The following is a 20,497-nucleotide window of genomic DNA, read 5'->3' as shown; positions in this document are numbered from 1 at the left end:
GTATTTTATCAAATTTTGATTTCAGATCTTTAGAAAAGCTTCACTTATCTCATACTGGCATTCTAAAGCCTAAGTTGTATTTTAGCAAAAATTACAATCCACATGCAATTTGAAAATTCCCTTTTATTTGCTCAGCAATTAGATGCTAAAGATCCTTTAGCAAAATATCGCAATGAATTTATTTTTCCGCAGATCAATAATAAAAATGCGATCTATTTTACCGGCAATTCTTTAGGGTTACAGCCAAAATTGGCACAAAGCTATGTAAATGAAATAATGGACGATTGGGGTACTCTGGCTGTAGAAGGACATTTTCAGGCCGATAAGCCCTGGTGGGATTATCACGAGCGTTTTGCTAAAAAGCTATCTAAAGTAGTGGGAGCAAAACCAAAAGAAATTACAGTGATGAATACGCTTACGGTAAACTTGCACTTAATGATGGTGTCTTTTTATCGTCCAACAACAAAGCGTTATAAAATCATTTGTGAAGAAAAGGCCTTCCCTAGCGATCAATATATGATTGCGAGTCAGGTTCGTTTCCATGGTTTAAATCCCGAGGATGCTATTGTTGAACTAAAAAAGCGGGATGGTGAACATAATTTTAGAACAGAAGATATTCTTGCGAAAATTGAAGAAGTAGGAGAGGAGTGTGCTTTGATTTTAATTGGTGGTGTAAATTATTATACCGGGCAGGTTTTTGATATGAAAACCATTACTGAAGCCGGACAAAAAATTGGGGCTTTTGTAGGATGGGATTTGGCCCATGCCGCCGGAAATATAAAATTAGAATTGCATGATTGGAATGTAGATTTTGCTGCCTGGTGTAGTTATAAATACATGAATAGCGGCCCGGGAAATGTTTCGGGTTGTTTTATCAACGAAAAATATCATAACAAAAAAGACATTCCACGATTTGAAGGCTGGTGGGGCCATAATAAAGACCGCCGGTTTTTAATGGAACCCGAATTTCAGCCAGAAGATGGAGCAAATGCATGGCAAATTAGTAATGCGCCGGTTTTAGCGTTAGCACCCTATTTGGCTTCATTACAAATGTTTGATGAGGTTGGCATGGATGCTCTTATTGAAAAGCGAAATAAAATTGTGGCTTATCTCGAATTTATATTGCACGAAATTGATAAAGAAGTGGAAAGCAGTTTTGAAATCATCACTCCGTCGAATCAGGAAGAACGCGGGACACAATTATCTGTTTTCTTGCATGGTGAGGGCAAAGAACTTTTTAATTACTTAATGGAAAACGGTGTAATCCCAGATTGGCGTGAACCTAATGTAATTAGGTTAGCGCCGACACCATTTTACTGTTCTTATGAAGATATGTACGAATTTGGCCAAATCTTGAAAAGAGGTATTTTAGAGAAGTAAGCAAGAGGAAAATATGGATGGATTACAGAAAATTAAGGATAATAACTTAAAAAAAGTTGTCTCACAAACTCAAACAGAAGATTTAGGTACTATAACCGAATTGGATGCCAGGGATAAGCAAATTGAAAATTTAGAAGGAATACAATATTTGTCTAATCTTCGAAAAATTAATTTAGGAAGAAATAAAATTAAAGATATAGCTCCGATAGCCGAATTGTCTAATCTAACCGGAGTATTTCTGGAAAGAAATTCAATACAAGATATATCTGCTCTAAAAAAGCTTAAAACCCTACCTGCATTGAATTTAAGTAATAATAACCTTTCTAATATCGATTGTTTTACCGATCAGCATAAAATAACTTGGTTAAACTTGAGTAATAATGCAATAAGAAAGGTAGCTAATTTAGCGTACTGTAAATTTCTTACCACACTTGATTTAAGCGGAAATCTTATAGAAGAAATAAATGAGTTTAAAGCTCATAGAAAACTGCGTCATTTTATCGTTGCAGATAATAATATAAAAGGAACAATTAAGATCCAATCGATGCAGCGATTGAGAAGTTTGGATAGTTCGAAAAATAGAATATCAGAACTTCAATTTGAAGAGTTACATAGCAATTTAGAAAGCTTGGATGTTTCTACTAACCTTATAAGTGAATTACAATTCTTAGATCGAACTCCTAATCTCACAAGTTTTATTGCTTCAGATAATCCTTTGAATACTATAAGCAAAGTAGCTCAGTTAAATCAACTTCGAATATTGTATTTGTGGCATACGGGAATCAAGACTGTAGAGGGAATCGAAAACCTTAAGAATCTTGAGGAACTCGGAATTGCAGATAATGATATTGAAAGTATTAGTAAACTTAAAGATTTAAAGAATTTAAAATTACTACTAACCGGTGGAAATCATAAGATAAGCAACAAGGAGATTGAAGTTCTAAAGACTGTAGTAGAAGAGGATTTTAGATCACCCAACTGGAAAGAATTATAGAAATAGCAACCTATAGTACTAATAAAAAAAGCCAGAGATCCATTAGTTTTTACATAAATCTCTGGCCTTAATATTTTATAAAATCCAACCTACTTTATAGAAACATCAGTAAAATAGAGTTGAAAACTTCCATCGCCAGATTTATGCATGGTTGCAATGGGAATACCTTTAAATTCTTTATAATCTTCCCAGGTTGTTGCCATTTGTCGATCACCGCCCGCAGCTTTGTAGACCCATTCCTCGATCATGTAATCGTCTCCATAGTAAATATCATAGGTGTCGCCTGGAGTATAACCACCATCAGTGCTATAGGCAACCTCTAATTTGTTAAGGGTGTCACCACTAATCGGAGCAGCTACTTCTTTTTCTTCAGTAAGTTTTGGGTCGCTCCATACCAATTGATAAGGAAATAGCAGCCAGTAAGAATCATTAATGAATTTTTGATCGATACTTACTTTATTCTTAGGAATCGAATCGTTTTTGGTATAAGTTTTAGTGCTATCCCCTTCGGTTAAACTAATCTCACTGGTTTTTTTATTCCATTTCCAGTGGCGCGAAGAGCGCACAGTGTCATTTACTTTTACATTAAAAGTAAATTCAACTTCTGTAGCATCCTTAAATTTATCGAACCCATTAGCTATCGCTATGGTATTGCCGATGCCGTCTTTTTCTTCTGCGGCAGCTACTGTAGTATTTTCAGAAGTCATTTCAGAATCACTTTTATCGCTTTCGGTATTTTTACAGGAAATAATACTTAGCATCACTAAAAGGGGAAAAAATATTTTTTTCATAATTAATGGTTTAGCTGTAAGTTCTAAAGGTACAAAACAATTAAATAGCATTAATACTCATTCCACCATCAGCAATAATATTTTGGCCTGTAATATAACTAGATTGATCCATAGCGAGAAAAGCGACAATATTTGCCATTTCTGAAGCTTCTGCCACTCTTTTTAGCGGAGTTCTTCTTATGATAGGCTGCATTCGCTCTTCCTCTTTTAATAGTCCTTTGGTAAGTGGGGTCGAGGTAAACCAAGGAGAAATTGCATTTACCCGAATGCCATCGCCTGCCCATTCTACGGCTAAGCTTCTTGTTTGCTGAAGCATGGCGGCTTTAGACATGGCGTAGGGTACGCCAGTGCCAACATCCTGCGTAGCTGCAACAGATGCGATATTGATAATTTTTGAATTTCCTGAAATTTTTAAAAGGGAATGAAGTTTTAGACTGATCTCCAGGACTGAAAATTGATTGATTTCGATTACTGTGCGATATTCTTCTTCGGTATATTCCAAAGCTTTCTTCCTAATATTGATTCCCGCATTGTTTACCAAAATGTCCAGTTTACCCCATTTTTCTTGTATGGCAGTGATAATTTTATCCTGATCTTCTTTTACAACAGCATCGGCAACAAGGCCTGTTGCATCATAATTTTTTGCCCGTAATTCGTTTTCAAGTCTTACGATATCTTCTTTTTTTCTTGCGGTAAAAATGATGCTGGCACCCAGCCGGGCAAATTCTTCTACGCATGCTTTACCAATACCTTTGGATCCCCCGGTAATCAAGGCGATTTTATTGTTTAAATTCCACATGTAGCTCAGTTTTTTAGGGTGAAGATTTATAGTTATAGTGACTAATCTTAGTTTATGTCAAGCTATCTCATGGAAAGTCCATGAAATAATTTATTAGAAAATACTTATTTAGTGGTATCCCAATAGCTATTGGGATGCGGCATTTAATTTCGATTATCTAGTAAATATATAAAAAAGAAAACCTCCAAACATTTGGAGGTTTTCGATAGATTCGATTTCATAATAAATTATAATCTGCGTCCTGTAAGCAATCTATAAAGTAGTAAAATTACCGCTAGTACAATTAGGATGTGTATAATACTTCCCAAATCTGGGAAGGCAAAATAACCTACAAGCCATCCAATAATTAATAGTACGATGATTAGCCAAATTATATCTCTCATTTTAGTTGGTTTTTAGTGACTTAGGGCCACATTAGTTAATTTCGAATTTTAATTTTTTGGTTAGTTAATCAAGCTCTATGAGCTTTTATCCACCAGTTAGTTAAGTCTAATTTATAGAATAGCAGGCCGGGCTAAAAGCTATTTAACTCGTAATTAACTCGTTTGTTAAAAATCTATAGGGTTTTTAATAATTAGGGCTGCACGTTCTTTAATTTTAGAGATTTCTTTAGCATCTTTTTTCTCTAGTAAACTCATCATCATGTTCATGCGCTGGTTGTTTTTAAAGAATTCTTTTTTATCATCCAGGAAATTCCAGTACAAACTATTAAAGGGACAGGCGTCGTTTTCCGTTTTCTTACTCACCTTATAATGGCAGTTTTTGCAGTAGTTACTCATTTTATTAATGTAACTTCCGCTAGATATGTAAGGTTTTGTAGCTACGATTCCCCCATCGGCAAATTGGCTCATTCCACGGGTGTTGGTAATTTCAACCCATTCGATCGCATCGATATAAATTCCTAAATACCAGGCATCAACTTCATCGGGGTGGCACTGGGTAAGTAAGGCGTAATTGCCGGTAATCATTAAACGCTGAATATGATGCGCGTACGCATTATCTAAACTTTGCGTGATGGCATGATGCAAACAATTCATTTTTGTTTTACCATCCCAGTAAAATGGTGGTAATTCATTCTGATTGTCCAGTTTGTTCCTTCTTCGGTATCCTGGCATTTTTAGCCAGTAAATACCCCGCATATATTCCCGCCAACCTAAAATTTGCCGTACAAAACCTTCTACCTGAGAAATATCAATTTTGTCCTTATGCTCATAATAATAACTAATAGCCGAATCGATCACTTCTTTTGGGCTTAGCATTTTTGTATTCATGCAGAAGGATAATCTGGAGTGGAAGAGATAGGCATGATCTGTATGCAACGCATCCTGGAAATCACCAAAGTGTACTAAAAGATTTTTACAGAAATAATTTAAAACTGAAAGACTGTCTTCTCGTGAGCTTGGCCAGTTAAAACTTTTCTCATTGATGTTTCCCATGGTTTTGATACCAGCCTGTTCGATCTCTTTTACCAGATGGGAAACATCTTTTCTGAAACCGCGTTCATGCGGAATTTCAGGTATGCCTGTCCATTTTTTTCGGTTCGATTTATCAAAATTCCACTTGCCTCCTTCAGGATCATTTTTTGTAGCCATCATAATATCATATTTCTTCCGCATATCACGGTAAAAATACTCCATGGTCATTTGTTTTTTCCCGTCGTAGAATTTTTCGAGATCGTTCCGCGTAGTCAAGAAATGCTCGGTATCGTAAGCTTCAGAATCGATTGAAAGTGACTTGCAGATTTCTTTTAACTGTTGGTCAAGACGATACTCATCGGGCAATTGATATTCGAATTTTTCAATATCATTTTTTTTAATGAGTTGCTTTAGATTTTCAGCTAAAGTCTGGTTGTTTTCTTTATCATTAATATGATAATAGATAACTTCATGTTGTCTATTGGTAAGGTATTCAGCAAAATTTCGCATCGCTAAAAAAAAGCCTACTACTTTTTGAATGTGATGAACCGTATAATCGGTTTCCTGACGCATTTCCATTAAGACGTAGATCGTATCGTCCTGTTTTTCTTGGAACCAGCTATGCTGATGGTTTAACTGATCCCCTAAAATTAAGCGTAATTTCTTTACTTTTTTAGCCATGTATCTACGTATTCGTTATCAGGATCATAAAGGTCTGCCTGTTTTTTGATATTGAACTTTCGATCTCGAGGATCGTTACCCACACCACTATTGTACATCCAGTTGCCCCAGTTGCTATGTACGTCATAATCGACCAAAACACTTTCAAAATAAGCAGCACCGGCCCGCCAATCCTGTTTTAATTCTTTTGCCCAAAAACTATTGACGTTTTGCCGGCCACGATTACTCATAAAACCGGTAGCCGCGATTTCGTTCATGTTCGCGTTTACAAAGTCCTCTTTGGTTTCGCCGTTAATCCATTGTTGCAGGCTTTCTATGCTGAATTTCCAATCGAGCTTCTTGTCTAAAATCCCAGATAGCTTAAAGATTGAATTGCCATGTTTTAGGGAGGTGTATTTAAAAAAATCTCTCCAAATAAGCTCAAATATCAGCCAGTAGGTATCCTGATTTTTGGTGATTTCGTGCTCAAATTTTTTGACTTGGTGAAAAATACTTACTGCGGAAATACTACCATTGGCTAGCCAAGCTGAAAGTTTAGAGCTGTAGTCTTTTCCCAGTAATCCATTTCGGGTTTGTTTATATTCTGAAAGTTTTGTTGTTTTCCAGAAGTAGTAATCGATCCTTTTCCATGCTTCGTCCTCACCACCTTTAAACGAAAAAGCCGTTCTGGAATCTTGCTGATAATCTTCCAATCCCAGTTCTTTAAGATTAGGTGTTTTAGAAGTATTTTTGATACGATTACTTTCCGGCTTTTGCTTTGGAATTTCAATTTCTTTACGAACATCAACATACTGCTCGCATTTTTTTCTGAACTCAGTGTAAACCTGTGGGATCTCATTAAAATCATCGTAAGCAATGTCTTCTGGATGAAATAAAAACTGCGTGTAAAACGATTGAAAATCGATAGTAGGAAGTTTCTTTTTTAGCGCCGCTATAATTTGTTTTTCTTCTGTAGTCCATTCTTCCTGAACGTAAATCGCTTCAATCTTATGATTTATTGCAATTTCAGGAATAATTTCTTCCGGTTTTTGTAGAAAAATGAGTAGACTAATGTTTAATTGGTTTAAATTTTCCTGAAGATTTTTAATACTTGCAATTAAAAATTTAGCTCTGAATTTCCCTGTTTTTGGAAATCCATATTTTGTTTTTTTAAATTTCCTGGGGTCAAAACAGTATACAGCAATAACCTGTTCATGCTTTTCGCAGGCTTCAAATAATGCCTTATTGTCTTTTACTCTCAGATTATTTTCAAACCAGATTAATCCTGTACTCATTAATTTGTTCTCACTTTATTTCTTCGACATTTTTCACTGCAATAAATTACATTGTTCCAGTTTTTCGCCCATTTTTTACGCCAGCTAAATGGCCTTTTGCAAACCGGACAGCTTTTTTGTGGTAAGTTTTCTTTCTTTACATACTTCAATCTTTGGGGGCATTTTTATCGAAAAAACTTTTGATTTCCTGTCCCGGTCTTGCATAATGAAATCGATCTAACAGCGCCGGTAACGCATAGCCGTCTAAGCCATTAATTGCAACAGTGCCGGCATCTTCTAATCGTAGCCAGCCATCTGGAGTTTGGATGCTTTCATCAAAATAAACATGCTTGATAGCTCCGATAACTAAAGCAGTTCCGTTTTCTTTGATCTGATATTCATTTACATATTCGCAACCAATTTTAACGGCACATTGTTTTACGTAGGGAGCAAAGAATTCATCTAAATATTCCTCTTCCAGTCCGGTTTTAGAAAATTCTGAGACAGCTTCTTCATATTTTGCCGCGGTTTGATGTGCTTTTGCAATCATATCCTGGTGGATATGATTTACTGTAAAATAATCAGTGTCCTTAATATTCTTATAGGTATTTCTAGGTACGGTGGCTGGTCGCGTCACAAAACCGATAAGTGCAGGATCACTACCAAGGTGAGTAACCGAGCTAAAAACGGCGACATTGGCTCCCTTTTCTTTCGATTTTGTAGCTATAAGGTTGGCACTTTTGTACCCAGAGAGGCTATTGATAAGGTTTAACCTGAAGATTCTTTCCATACCTTCTATTTCGCTGGCGCTAACATGTTTCATGTGGAATTTTATTTTGAAGTACTACTTAATATTAATAAAAAAAGAGGTTAGTTTTTTAACTAACCTCAATTTACAACTCTGTTTTTAGACGTGCTGTTAACAGATTTTTAAATTAATCCTGCAATTCTAATTGATTAATTTTCATCTCGTAATCTTCGATTGCTTCATTTACAGCCTCTATATTATCTGAAGATCGCTGGTGGGCTTCTTCCATAGCTTTTTCTAATTCTTTATCAGGATGCTCAAACAAATCTGTAATCACATGGTTTATTTTATCGATAATACTTTCCTGACTGTTTTTAATGTCTTCCAGTTTACTTAGCGTCGAACGCATATTATCAATTTTTTCTTGATCCATAATTTTTGAATTTTAATTGTATTACTAAAAGTAATTCTTTGAATTATTTAAAATCAAGCAATTAACCAATTTTAGTAGGTTTTTAGTGAAAGATTATGAATTGTTGCGGATTAGGTAATTTTAAAGTTTTGCTTTATAATTTGTAGTTGAGACTGCTCAAATGTTTCATAAATGCTAAAGGACAAGGTGTTTCATAAAATATCTGTATTTTTGTATTGTAAATTGTATTTGTTTTCTTTATAAAAAGCAGATCGCGTACTTCAAATAATTCATGCAACAATCCAAGAATATTGCAATCGTAGGTTCTGGCCTGGTAGGCTCTCTACTGGCGATTTATTTAAGAAAAGCCGGTCATCGGGTAACTATTTTTGATCGTAGGCCGGATGTCAGAAAGGTAGAGTTTTCAGGCAGGTCCATCAATTTGGCAATGTCTAATCGAGGATGGAACGCTTTGCAGAGAATAGGTCTGGAGGACGAAATTAGGAAAATCGCCTTAGCTCTGGATAAACGAGCTATGCATGTAAATGAGAAACCTCTTTATTTTCAGAAATATGGAAAAGAAGGAGAGGCGATTTATTCTATTTCCCGTGGGATTTTAAACCGAAAAATGATCGATCTTGCGGAAGAAGCAGGTGCGGTTTTTAGGTTTGAAGAGAAAGTTTGGGATATTGATCTAAATCATGCGAAAATCTATACCGGTACTGCAGAAACAACCCCATGGACCGAGTATAAATTCGATCTTATTTTTGGTGCTGACGGTGCATTCTCTAGGGTTCGGCATAAAATGCAGCGACAAAGCAGGTTTAACTATTCGCAACATTTTATAGATGTGGCTTATAAAGAACTTACGATTCCTGCAAATCCCGATGGTTCGCACAAATTAGATCATGCTTCTTTTCATATCTGGCCACGTGGCAAATTTATGTTGATTGCCATGCCTAATTTGGACGGTAGTTTTACCTGTACCTTATTTATGCCGTTTGAAGGTGAAATTTCTTTTGAAAGTATCAATACTGAAGCGAAAGCAGAACGCTTTTTTGAAGAATATTTTCCCGATATCAAAGAAGATATTGCCAATTTAAAAAATGATTTTTTCAAGAATCCTACCAGTGCCATGGTTACTATAAAATGTTTTCCCTGGCGATACGATGATAAGATAGCTTTAATTGGTGATTCTGCGCATGCCATTGTACCATTTTACGGACAGGGAATGAACGCTGGCTTTGAAGATATTTCAGTACTTTTTGATAAGATGGAAGAATACGGCGATGACTGGGATAAGATCTTTTCTGAATACCAAATTGCACGAAAACCTAATAGCGATGCCATTGCTGAATTAAGCTACAGGAACTTTGTAGAAATGAGTAGCAAAACGGCGAATCCTAAGTTTTTACTTCAGAAAAAAATAGAAAAGAAATTTGCTGAAAACCATCCCAGTGCCTGGGTGCCGCTTTATTCCAGAGTAACTTTTTCAGCTCATCCTTATGCGGAAGCTTTAAAGATAGGGGATAAGCAGGAAAAAATTATGGCGGAGGTTTTAAAAATACCAAATATTGAAACTAAATGGGATAGTGTGGAAATCGAGGAACGAATCCTGGAATTATTAGGAGAAGAAATTCCTGTTTAGAAGCGGAATTTAAATTTCTTCTATTCCTTCTTTTATCTCTAAGGTATCATAAACCTGCGTCATTGTACGTTCGTCTTCACTAAGAATGATCAGGATATCATTAGCTTCGATCTCAGTAGTTCCTTTAGGAGTTATAAATTTTTCGTTTCTTGAGATCATGGCGATGATCGCTTTTTTGGGAAATCCAATTTCTACAATTCGTTTTCCTACCGCTTTATTATGTTTAGGAATAAGAATTTCCCGTATGATGGATTTTGCTCCATCAGATAAGAAAGTTTCAACCTGGCTTTTTGGTTTTACCCGATCGGGAAGTGCTACATGCAGCCACTTTGCTACAACAGATAAAGTTGTTCCCTGGATGATTACTGAACTTAAGGATACAAAGAATACAATATTAAAAATAAAGTTAGCCTTATCCACACCGGCAAGTAATGGATAAGTAGCAAATACGATGGGTACAGCGCCACGTAGCCCAACCCAGCTTACGTACCAGCGGCGCCGCATTTTCATTTTAAAAAATGAAAGACTTATTAATACACCTATTGGCCTTGCAATGAAAATTAAAAAGATCGAAATTACGATTCCAATGCCTACAACTGGTACAATCTGACTTGGATAGACTAATAGGCCTAGCGTAAGGAAAAGAACGATTTGCATGAGCCATGCAAGCCCATCGAACATTTGCATGATGGTCTTTTTCCGGATAAGGTTTTGATTCCCCAGATAAACCCCACTTAAATATACAGCTAAGAAACCATTACCTCCCATAAAATTGGTTGCTGAAAAAACAATAAACATCAGCGCGATGGCCAGTACAGGATAAAGTCCGTCGAAATCTAATTTTATTTTGTTGATGACGATTTTGCAAAGTTTCCCAAAAATAAAACCCAATAAACCACCAATTAATATTTGCTGAATAAAAAGTGGAATAATACTCCAGATACTTTGTTCGGGGTTTAAAACTAACCCGAGAAAAGCAATAGTTAGAAAATAGGCCATCGGGTCGTTACTACCACTTTCTAATTCTAATGTGGGGCGCAAATGAGATTTTAAAGCCAGGTTTTTTGATCTTAAAATAGAGAAAACCGCCGCCGCATCTGTAGAAGATACAATGGCACCCAGTAATAATCCTTCGTAGATAGAAAAATCGGTAATAGCCCAAACAAAAGTTCCCACTCCAAGCGCTGTAAATAAGACCCCAAGCGTAGATAATGAAATTCCCTGCCAAACGACCGGTTTTATACTTTTCCAGTTCGTATCTAAGCCTCCTGAAAATAAGATGAAATTTAAGGAAGCAATCCCGATAAACTGCGCGATCTCTGGATCATTAAAGTAGATGCCCCCAATACCTTCACTACCAGCTAAAATTCCTACAGAGAGAAATAAAACCAGAGTAGGGACACCAAATCTATACGATGTTTTACCAGCAAGAATACTTATAAAAAGTAGTAGTGAACCTATTAAAAGAATGTTCTCGATGGTGATGCTCATGGGGTGCTCTAATTTTTTTACTAAAATACACTTTTACTCGATAATTGATCTTTAAATGATGAGATGCTTGCACTTAAAATAAAAAAAAACAACCCGAAATTATCGAATTTCGGGTTGCTTTTTTTAGTGTTTTAGGACTTTTAATGCACCTCTTTTTTTAACAGCTCTGGAAATTTTTTCTTAAACCTGTTAATCCTTGGGATTGACACTTTTTGGATATATGGATTTTCGGGATGATATTTTTCATAGTCCTGGTGATAATCTTCGGCGATCCAGAATTTTTGAAATGGTAAAATTTCTGCCGCGATGGGCTTATCGTAATTCTTAGCAACTTCAGCTTTTATTTTTTCTATAGTTTGTTTTTGCTGTTCGTTTTGATAAAAAATGATAGAGCGATACTGGGAACCATGATCCGGTCCCTGCCCGTTAACCTGAGTAGGGTTTTGGGATCCAAAATACACTTTTACGAGAGTTTCAAAGCTTACAACTTTTGGGTCATAAATAACTTCTACGCTTTCAGCATGCCCGGTTCTTCCGGTATTGCTTTGTTCGTAAGTAGGATTTTTAGTATGACCGCCTGAATATCCAGAAACAGCTTCTTTCACTCCTTTTACGCTTTCATAAACCGCCTCCACGCACCAAAAGCAACCACTGGCAAAATAGGCTTTAGCCATGCCATTTTCTAAAGGTACTTCAACGGGTTTGGCATTGGCAATTTCAGGTTTTGTAGCCGGTTTATTTTGGGCATTATTTCCGCAGGCAAAACATAATATACATACGGCAGTTAAGAAAATTGATTTCATGTTATAATTAGTTTTTTGTAAAATTTCCTTCTAAGGTTTTCTTTCCAAAAATGGCATAGTCTGTAGCGATTTGGCCATTAATTTTAAAACCTATCCAATCAAGTTTCAGGCCATCATTTGTAGCTTTAAGGCTGGCAATGGCATCTTTTTTAGAAAAATCTTCCCATGGTAAATTCTTATCCTTATTTCTAGAAGAAGGGCTCACATAAAAGGCATCGTAACCATTACCTGTTTTTTCAAACCGTACGTTAATATACATACGATCTGGTTGAAGACAAAATTCTGAATTTCCGGTAAGACTTACTTTTATGCAGTAACAGTTGCAGGCTTCATCTAATTCTCCCTGCTTAAGGTATCTTCCTGAAATTTCACCGGCGCCACTATTAGTTTTAGAAGTGTCTACAGGCTCTTCAAGATTATCGATATTATCATAGCGATTAATATCACTTTCTTTATCCGCAGCAGATTCGTTAGATTCTACCGGAGCAGTCTCATTAGGTGCTATTTCAGATTTATCGTTGTTGGTGTTTTTACAGGAAAAGGCTATAAAAAGAAGTAAAAGTAAAATTGTTTTTTTCATTATAATTATGAGTGCTAGTTATACAGTAAAGTTAACTTTTTGCGCACTTATTATTGTGAAATCCTTGTTAATCAATGGGATTGATGGATTGAATGCATAAAAAAACTGCTTAAAAATATTCAATATTTTTAAGCAGTTTTTCTAATATTAATCAGCTTTTAAGCGATTACATACTATGGAAAAGTTGATCCATTTTTTCTTTTTCTTCTTTTGCTAAATCTTCATCAACAAGGATACGGCCACTGTGCTCATCGGTAATAATTTTCTTTCTACCAGCAATTTCCATAATAACCTGTGGTGGAATGGTGAAGTAAGAACCTCCTGAAGCACCGCGTTCTACCGGTACAATTGCCAATCCATTCTTTACATTGCTACGAATACGTTTGTAAGCTTTTACTAAACGAGCGTCGATCTCATTTTCGTACTGTTCAGATCTGTCAATAAGCGCCTGCTCTTCTTTTTCAGTTTCGGCGAGGATGGCATCAAGTTCACCTTTTTTGTGATCTAAATGTGCCTGGCGATCTTTTAATCGTTCTTTAGTTTGTTCGATCACCTGTTTCTTTTGCTCAATCTGAACTTTATATTCCTTGATGTGTTTTTCAGCAAGTTCGATTTCTAATTCCTGATATTCAACTTCTTTGCTTAAAGCGTTAAATTCACGGTTGTTACGAACATTTTTTTGCTGCTCAGAATATTTTTTGATAGTAGTTTTAGACTCGTCGATAAGATTTTTCTTATTCTTGATATCGTTGTTGATCACCTCGATATCACCGTCTAATTTTTGTAAACGTTTATTCAATCCGGCTACTTCATCTTCTAAATCCTGTACCTCTAAAGGAAGTTCGCCTCTCACGTTTCGAATTTCATCAATTCTGGAATCTACCAACTGAAGATCGTATAAAGCTCTTAACTTCTCTTCTACAGTAAGATCATTTTTCTTTGCCATACTTAAATATACTTGATAGGATTGCTATTTGTCTCTGCTAAAATAAGTGCAAAATTACTAAATTTTTTCGTTAAAAAAGAATATAGTAAATTTTTTGTAAATTGTTCGCTTTCATAGTGTCCAATATCGGCCAGCACTATATTTTTCTCGGCTTTATAAAAGTCGTGATATTTTAAATCTGCTGTGATGTACACATCTGCTCCTGCTTTTTTCGCATTTTCGATCGCAAAAGCGCCACTACCACCCAAAACAGCCACTTTTTTTATCGGTTTTTCTAATAATTCTGAATGGCGTAAACAGCCTGTTTTAAAAGTTGATTTTATTGTTTTTAGAAAGGCTTTTTCTTCCTGCGGTTTTTCCAATTCACCAATCATTCCCATCCCAAGATGCTGGTTGCTATTTTCCAGACTGGTAATCTCGTAAGCTACTTCTTCATAAGGATGGGAAGTAAATAAAGCATTTAGAATGTTGCCTTCTAAATGAGCCGGGAATGTGATACCAATTTGAGTTTCTTTTTCAAAGTGAAGGCTTCCGCGTTCTCCAATCACGGGATTAGAGGAGGTGTTTCCTTTAAAACTTCCCGTTCCATTTACATTAAAACTACAGTTGTCATAGTTTCCAATACTGCCTCCACCTGCATCAAATATCGCTTTTCGGACTTTTTCAGCATCATCTGCAGGTACAAAGGTGAGTAGTTTTTTGATACTGTTTTTTTTGGGAATTAAGATTTCACGGTTTATGAGTCCGATTTTTTCACAGATCATATCATTAACTCCTTTATACTGGTTATCTAAAGCAGTATGGATTGCATATATTGCGATATCATTCTTTATGGCCTTTAAAACAACACGCTCTACATAATTTTTTCCAGTAATTTTTTTGAGTCCGGAAAATATAATAGGATGAAAACTTACAATAAGATTACAATTCTTGCTAATAGCCTCGTCTACGGTAGTTTCAAGCGTATCTAAGGTGATAAGTGCTCCGGTAACTACAGCGGTTTTATCACCTACCAAAAGGCCTACGTTATCAAAGTCTTCAGCATAATTTAAAGGAGCAAATTCCTCAATTTCTTTTATGATATCCTGAATAATCATATTTTTAAATTTTAATTGCCTTTTTTAGCTCTTTTTGCTAATTCAGTAAAGATCGGGTAACTTTAGAAGCGATGTATTAATGCTAAAGTGAATACGATTTTTTAAATCGCTATAGCTTTAATGCGAAAAACTATAGCGCTTAGCAAAATTAAGATTCAAAGATAAATATTATAGCCTGCCTTATATGGATTTACTACGAAAATTCCTTTTTCCTTTTGCCGTTGTTTATGGTATAGTTGTATGGTTTAGAAACAAATTTTTTGATGCCGGGATTTTAAACAGTACCAGTTATGATTTTCCGGTCATTTGCGTGGGGAATATAAGTACGGGCGGCACAGGAAAATCACCAATGATAGAATACTTACTACGTAAATTGACCTATAAAAACATCGCGGTTTTGAGTAGAGGGTATAAAAGATCGACAGATGGGTTTTTGTTGTTGAATGGGAAGGAGAAAGCTATACAAACCGGAGATGAACCTTTACAATTTAAAAATAAATTTACAGAGGTTATGGTAGCCGTAGATGCCGATCGTACAAATGGTATTGCAGAATTGAGGAAAAAACACGCAGAAATTGTGCTTTTAGACGATGCTTTTCAGCATCGAAAAGTAAAAGCTGGTTTTAATATTTTACTAACCGCTTATGGTGATCTTTATGCTGATGATTTTTTATTGCCTACCGGAAATCTTCGAGAAACTTATTCTGGTGCGGATAGGGCACAGGTGATTATCGTTACTAAATGTCCTCAAAATATTACGCTTAAAGAAAGAGAGCACATAAGGTTTAAGCTTCAAATTAAACAATATCAAAATTTATTTTTCTCCACTATTCAATATGCTGAAACTATTTCAGATGGTGAAAATCAGTATCCATTTAGCGAATTGTGCGATACTATTACAGTGGTAACGGGGATTGCTAAACCAGCGCCTTTTACTCAATATTTAAAAGCCAAAAATGTACACTTTGAGCATCGAAAATTTCCAGACCATCACAACTTTACCGAAGTAGAAATAGCGCAGTTGAATACCAAAGAATGTATTCTTACTACCGAGAAGGATTTTATGCGCTTAAAAGACAACATAACCGTTCCGCTTTATTATTTACCTATAGAAACTGCGTTTGTAGAAAATGAAGAACAGTTTTTAAACAGGATTAATAGGTTTATAACTGAATTTAAGGAGTAGTATAAATAATAAATTTAGAGCGTACAATCTTGTGGCCAATTCAAATTATTCAGGTCTTTTCTATAGCATATAAAGAATAGTCCTTTCTTTAAACAAATTTTAATGATCAATTTAAGTTTTGGTTTCCTGTTTGGCTAAATACTTATTGATCTTAGCAAAGAACTCTTCGGTTTTATAAGGTTTCGGAATGATATCATTAAAACCATTAAGGTAAAATTCATCAAGATTTTCATCTAAGGTTACTGCGGTTAGAGCGATAATCGGTATTTCAGTATTAAATTTTCTAATCTCTTTTGTGGCTTCAATACCGCTAATTCCCGGCATATGAATATCCATTAGGATAAGGTTGAAGCTTCCTTCTCTAACCATTTCGATGGCGGTACTACCATTATCGGCAACTCTACAAATTGCTTTATTTTTTTCTATAATTTTTTTAGTGATCATCTGGTTAATCTTATTGTCTTCTACCACCAATATCTCTTTGCCTTCCAGATAATCTTGTTTTGTAGCCGGTTTTTCTTCTTGTTGCTCCTCAGTGTTTAAAGCCGGTTCAACAATCCCAAATTTTAAATCGAAAGAGAATTTAGAGCCTTTTCCTAAATCGCTTTCCAGACTAATCTCACTTTCCATTAAACTAAGTAGGTTCTTAACAATAGAAAGTCCAAGGCCGGTGCCCCCAAATTTGCGGTTGATTTGTGTAGAGCCCTGGGTAAAATTCTCGAAAATTGCTTTTTGCTTTTCTTTAGAAATTCCTTCGCCGTTATCTTCGATTTCAAAATGGAGCAATACTTCATCTTTAAACTGTTTTAGAAGACCAACTTTTATCCATATGTTTCCGTCTTCAGTAAACTTAATAGAGTTCCCGATGAGATTGATTAAAATTTGAGATAGTTTTAATGGGTCTCCTTTTAATCTATTTGGAATTGTTTTTTCAAAGTCGAAATGGATTTTATTATTCTTGTCGTCAGCCGAATTTTTAAGGGCTATCAATACATCAGAAATTCTCTTTTTTAGGTCGAAGGAAGAGTTTATAATCTCCACTTTGTTTGCTTCAAGTTTGTTGAGATCTAAAATGTTATTGATTAAACTCAACAAATATTCCCCTGAAAATTTTAAAGAATTAAGGTGTTCTTTTTGATTAGGTGTAGGATTTTCTTCTAGCAGTAAGTGTGTTAAGCCTGTAACAGCGTAAAGCGGAGTTCTTAGCTCGTGCGTTATGGTGCTTAAAAATTGTGCCTTGGCTGTAGTTGCTCTTTCAGCATTTTCTTTCGCTAAAGTAAGTTCACGGTTTTTCTTTTGTAGTAAACCATTGGCTCTGGCTCGAAGATTGTTGTTTTTATATAACGATAAAGTAAGTAAAGACAGAATGGTGATAAGGGCCACGCTTAAAATGGTGGTAAGCTTATTTACTTTTAAAGAACGCTCGTTTTCTTCTTTTTGAGCAGAAAGTTCCTTGATTTCGCTTTTAAGCGCATCACGACCATATTTGCTATAATGATCTTGCGCCAGAGCTTTTTTATTAATATCAAAGATATTATCTCTTTCAATATTCGAAAGTTTTAAATATTGCAGCGCCTCCAAACTATCCCCTTTATATTCATAGATCTGGCTAAGAATTTCATAACAGCTCATAATCATGCCATTAAATTCATGCTGCTCTGAAATGGCCAAAGAAATATTCGCAGAGCGAATGGCCGCATCAAAATTGTTCCTACTCAGTTCTGTTTTGGCTAAATAATAGTGAAGCCGGGCATACTCGTAGGGATTGGAAAGGGAATCTAAATTTTTTCGGGCTTCCTTTAAATATAAAAAAGCCTTATTAGGTTGTTCATCTAAATTTAAAAATAAAATAGCGCGTTGCAGGTTTAAAAGAGCTAGGTAATCCTGTAGGTTTTTTTCCTTAGAGTTTTTATAATGACTTTCAGATAGATTTAAATAATCGATGGCGCGCTGCCGTTCTTGCTGGGAAATTAAGATTTTAGAGAAACTAAGATAGCTGTAAGCAAGACCGGTCTCATCCATAATTTCTCTTTGGATGGCGATAGCTCTATTTAGTGACGTTGTAGCATCACTGTAATTATGACGAATATAATCGAGTTTGGAGGATATACTACTGCTTAAAGCAACATACCTCTTATGATTACTGTCCTTGGCTAATTTTAATGATCGGTTAAGTTCATTTTTGGCTTTGTCGAATTCATATCTGTTTACAGAAAGTTCTGCACTCCTTAGCAGGCTATCAATTTGACGGGTAATTTCTTCTCTGTTCTGATTTTGGGCACTAGATGAAAAAATTAAAAAGCACGAAAAAAGCAGGATATACGTAAGCTTTAATTTATCCATTTTATAGCTAAACGGCTTAAAATTGGAACTAAAGATACTTAAATTAATAGAAAGTTGAAATTAAATCTATCAACCTGCTTGAATATCCAATTTCATTGTCGTACCAGCCAATAAGCTTGATTAATTTACCATCGATTACAGATGTCATTTGAGCATCAAAAGCGCAAGAATGAGTGTTTCCAGAGATATCTTTAGAAACAATGGGATCTTCAGTATAACTTAAGATGCCTTTTAAACTAGTTTCTGCCGCTGTTTTGAAAATCCTGTTTACTGCTGCTATGGAAGTTGATTTCGAAACATTGATTGTCATATCCGTAAGTGATCCGTTGGGTACTGGAACTCTAATTCCGCAGCCTCCAATAACATCATTTAAATCAGGGAAGATACTGGTTAATGCTTTGGCGGCTCCGGTTGTGGTAGGAATAATAGACTGTGTTGCCGCACGGCTACGTCTTAAATCCCGATGTGGCTGGTCATGTAAACTTTGATCTGAAGTAAACGAATGTACTGTGGTGATATAAGCTTGCTCAACTTGAAAATTTTCATGAATAAGCTTTAGCATAGGTGCTGCATTATTGGTAGTACAGGATGCATTTGAAATAATGTCCTCGCTACCGTCCAAAATATTATCATTGACTCCTAGAACCACCATTTTAATGCTGTCGTCCTGTGGTGGAACCGATAAGATTACTTTGTTTACGGATCCTTTTAGGTGCTTTTCGAGTTCTGGTCGCGTTTTAAACTTTCCGGTAGCTTCGACCACTACATTTACTGCAGTAGACTTCCAATCGATTGTAGAAGGATGATTTTCGTTAAAAACAGTGATCGTTTTTCCGTTTACGATTAACTTATTTTCTTGTGCAGAAATGCTAGCATTAAAAATCCCATGTATGCTGTCATACTTTAATAAATGTGCTAATGTTTTTGCATCGGCCAGGTCGTTTATCGCGACTACATTTATTTGAGGATGATCAATAAGTAATCTAAACAAATTTCGGCCAATTCGGCCAAAACCGTTTATTCCAAGATTAATTTTAGGCATTTTCTTAGTTAATATGCTTTTGTGCTTTGTAAGAAGATCTTACCAGTGCGCTACTTTCTACATGTCTAAACCCTAAATCTAAACCTATAGCTTCGTATTTTTTAAATTGATCTGGAGTGATAAACTGCTTAACAGGCAGGTGGCGTTTACTGGGTTGTAAATATTGCCCGATGGTTACCACATCTACGTTAGCGTCTTTAAGATCGTGAAGCGTTTGGATAACTTCTTCTTCTGTCTCGCCAAGACCAAGCATAATTCCCGATTTTGTACGATTAATACCTTGATCTTTTAAATAGCGTAGAACTTCTAAAGAGCGATCGTATTTTGCCTGAATTCTAACTTCACGGGTTAAGCGACGCACGGTTTCCATATTATGGGAAACAACTTCAGGAGCTACTTCTACGATACGGTCTATATTCCTTGTATTTCCCTGGAAATCGGGGATTAGTGTTTCAAGGGTGGTTTCAGGATTCATACGACGAATCGCTTTTACCGTTTCGGCCCAAATGATAGATCCCATATCTTTTAAGTCATCACGATCGACACTTGTCACCACCGCATGCTTAATTTTCATTAATTTAATAGAGCGTGCTACTTTTTCTGGCTCATCCCAATCTACCGTTTCCGGTCTACCGGTTTTTACACCACAAAAACCGCAGGAGCGTGTGCAAATATTACCTAAAATCATAAAAGTTGCAGTTCCTTCGCTCCAGCATTCTCCCATATTCGGGCAACTCCCCGAAGTACAGATAGTGTGTAGGTCGTATTTGTCTACAAGACTACGTAATTCGGTATATTTTTTACCTGTAGGAAGCTTAACTCTAAGCCATTTTGGTTTTCCTTTAGGTGTTGTTTTTGTAGGTGTAAGTGTCTCTGTACTCATAGCAA

At 35.8% G+C, this 20,497-nt stretch carries 20 protein-coding genes; 4 read left to right on the top strand and 16 right to left on the bottom strand.

Going from position 1 to position 20,497, the window contains the following annotated elements; genetic code table 11:
* The first annotated feature begins 102 nt into the window (after positions 1-102).
* Both kynU and AC13DP_RS03110 read left to right on the top strand, forming a co-directional pair.
* The gene (gene kynU / locus AC13DP_RS03115) at positions 103-1,380 is read left to right on the top strand and encodes a kynureninase (RefSeq protein WP_483067296.1); all 1,278 of its coding nucleotides are present in this window, start codon (positions 103-105) and stop codon (positions 1,378-1,380) included.
* A gap of 13 nt (positions 1,381-1,393) precedes the next feature.
* On the top strand, positions 1,394-2,374 hold the full coding sequence (locus tag AC13DP_RS03110; protein WP_347406571.1) for a leucine-rich repeat domain-containing protein: 981 nt from the start codon (positions 1,394-1,396) through the stop codon (positions 2,372-2,374).
* An 89-nt stretch (positions 2,375-2,463) separates the two neighbouring features.
* Here the strand turns inward: AC13DP_RS03110 and AC13DP_RS03105 are convergent, their stop codons facing one another.
* The 8 genes from AC13DP_RS03105 to AC13DP_RS03070 all read right to left on the bottom strand — a co-directional run bounded on the left by AC13DP_RS03105 (position 2,464) and on the right by AC13DP_RS03070 (position 8,494).
* Positions 2,464-3,165, bottom strand: coding sequence for a hypothetical protein (locus tag AC13DP_RS03105; protein ID WP_347406572.1), 702 nt, complete (start codon positions 3,163-3,165; stop codon positions 2,464-2,466).
* A 40-nt stretch (positions 3,166-3,205) separates the two neighbouring features.
* Complete coding sequence (locus AC13DP_RS03100; protein ID WP_347406573.1) at positions 3,206-3,964, bottom strand: SDR family oxidoreductase; 759 nt, start codon at positions 3,962-3,964, stop codon at positions 3,206-3,208.
* Positions 3,965-4,191: 227 nt separating this feature from the next.
* A complete protein-coding gene (locus AC13DP_RS03095) occupies positions 4,192-4,347 on the bottom strand; it encodes a lmo0937 family membrane protein (protein WP_139219220.1) in 156 nt (51 codons plus the stop codon).
* A 165-nt stretch (positions 4,348-4,512) separates the two neighbouring features.
* Entirely contained in the window at positions 4,513-6,060 is a 1,548-nt protein-coding gene (locus AC13DP_RS03090; RefSeq protein WP_347406574.1) for a cryptochrome/photolyase family protein, read from the bottom strand.
* Positions 6,045-7,334 (bottom strand): DASH family cryptochrome, encoded by a 1,290-nt coding sequence (locus AC13DP_RS03085; RefSeq protein ID WP_483067295.1) that lies wholly within the window; start codon positions 7,332-7,334, stop codon positions 6,045-6,047. The genes AC13DP_RS03090 and AC13DP_RS03085 overlap by 16 nt, the downstream gene beginning before the upstream one ends.
* The gene (locus AC13DP_RS03080) at positions 7,334-7,483 is read right to left on the bottom strand and encodes a DUF2256 domain-containing protein (RefSeq protein WP_228250386.1); all 150 of its coding nucleotides are present in this window, start codon (positions 7,481-7,483) and stop codon (positions 7,334-7,336) included. Before AC13DP_RS03080 ends, AC13DP_RS03085 begins: the two co-directional genes overlap by 1 nt.
* Positions 7,480-8,136, bottom strand: coding sequence for a flavin reductase family protein (locus tag AC13DP_RS03075; RefSeq protein WP_347406576.1), 657 nt, complete (start codon positions 8,134-8,136; stop codon positions 7,480-7,482). Before AC13DP_RS03075 ends, AC13DP_RS03080 begins: the two co-directional genes overlap by 4 nt.
* A gap of 112 nt (positions 8,137-8,248) precedes the next feature.
* A complete protein-coding gene (locus AC13DP_RS03070) occupies positions 8,249-8,494 on the bottom strand; it encodes a hypothetical protein (protein WP_013073151.1) in 246 nt (81 codons plus the stop codon).
* Positions 8,495-8,765: 271 nt separating this feature from the next.
* Here AC13DP_RS03070 and AC13DP_RS03065 point away from each other — a divergent pair, with 271 nt between their 5' ends.
* Positions 8,766-10,121 carry an FAD-dependent oxidoreductase gene (locus tag AC13DP_RS03065; protein ID WP_347406577.1) on the top strand — a complete coding sequence of 452 codons (1,356 nt, stop codon included), beginning with the start codon at positions 8,766-8,768 and terminating at the stop codon, positions 10,119-10,121.
* Positions 10,122-10,130: 9 nt separating this feature from the next.
* On the opposite strand, the gene AC13DP_RS03060 is transcribed toward AC13DP_RS03065, so the two are convergent.
* The 5 genes from AC13DP_RS03060 to AC13DP_RS03040 all read right to left on the bottom strand — a co-directional run bounded on the left by AC13DP_RS03060 (position 10,131) and on the right by AC13DP_RS03040 (position 15,038).
* Positions 10,131-11,612 (bottom strand): potassium/proton antiporter, encoded by a 1,482-nt coding sequence (locus AC13DP_RS03060; RefSeq protein WP_339812917.1) that lies wholly within the window; start codon positions 11,610-11,612, stop codon positions 10,131-10,133.
* Positions 11,613-11,752: 140 nt separating this feature from the next.
* Positions 11,753-12,415, bottom strand: a complete 663-nt coding sequence (gene msrA, locus AC13DP_RS03055) for a peptide-methionine (S)-S-oxide reductase MsrA (RefSeq protein WP_272959171.1) — start codon at positions 12,413-12,415, stop codon at positions 11,753-11,755.
* Between the two features lie 7 nt (positions 12,416-12,422).
* The gene (locus AC13DP_RS03050) at positions 12,423-12,995 is read right to left on the bottom strand and encodes a hypothetical protein (protein WP_339812914.1); all 573 of its coding nucleotides are present in this window, start codon (positions 12,993-12,995) and stop codon (positions 12,423-12,425) included.
* Positions 12,996-13,161: 166 nt separating this feature from the next.
* Positions 13,162-13,941, bottom strand: a complete 780-nt coding sequence (locus tag AC13DP_RS03045) for a zinc ribbon domain-containing protein (RefSeq protein ID WP_013073146.1) — start codon at positions 13,939-13,941, stop codon at positions 13,162-13,164.
* Positions 13,942-13,943: 2 nt separating this feature from the next.
* A complete protein-coding gene (locus tag AC13DP_RS03040; protein ID WP_347406578.1) occupies positions 13,944-15,038 on the bottom strand; it encodes a Nif3-like dinuclear metal center hexameric protein in 1,095 nt (364 codons plus the stop codon).
* A 184-nt stretch (positions 15,039-15,222) separates the two neighbouring features.
* Here AC13DP_RS03040 and lpxK point away from each other — a divergent pair, with 184 nt between their 5' ends.
* Entirely contained in the window at positions 15,223-16,224 is a 1,002-nt protein-coding gene (lpxK, locus tag AC13DP_RS03035; RefSeq protein WP_347406579.1) for a tetraacyldisaccharide 4'-kinase, read from the top strand.
* A 111-nt stretch (positions 16,225-16,335) separates the two neighbouring features.
* Here the strand turns inward: lpxK and AC13DP_RS03030 are convergent, their stop codons facing one another.
* From AC13DP_RS03030 to lipA, 3 genes are read right to left on the bottom strand one after another with little or no spacing between them, the layout of a single operon-like run.
* Positions 16,336-18,567 carry a tetratricopeptide repeat-containing hybrid sensor histidine kinase/response regulator gene (locus AC13DP_RS03030; RefSeq protein ID WP_347406580.1) on the bottom strand — a complete coding sequence of 744 codons (2,232 nt, stop codon included), beginning with the start codon at positions 18,565-18,567 and terminating at the stop codon, positions 16,336-16,338.
* A gap of 43 nt (positions 18,568-18,610) precedes the next feature.
* Complete coding sequence (gene gap, locus AC13DP_RS03025; protein WP_347406581.1) at positions 18,611-19,609, bottom strand: type I glyceraldehyde-3-phosphate dehydrogenase; 999 nt, start codon at positions 19,607-19,609, stop codon at positions 18,611-18,613.
* Between the two features lie 4 nt (positions 19,610-19,613).
* Entirely contained in the window at positions 19,614-20,492 is an 879-nt protein-coding gene (gene lipA / locus AC13DP_RS03020; protein WP_041579062.1) for a lipoyl synthase, read from the bottom strand.
* Between the last annotated feature and the right edge of the window lie 5 nt (positions 20,493-20,497).

This window comes from Zunongwangia sp. L-65 (genome assembly GCF_056859415.1).
Note: the sequence above shows the minus strand (reverse complement) of the source record. Positions and strands in the feature narration are given on the sequence as shown.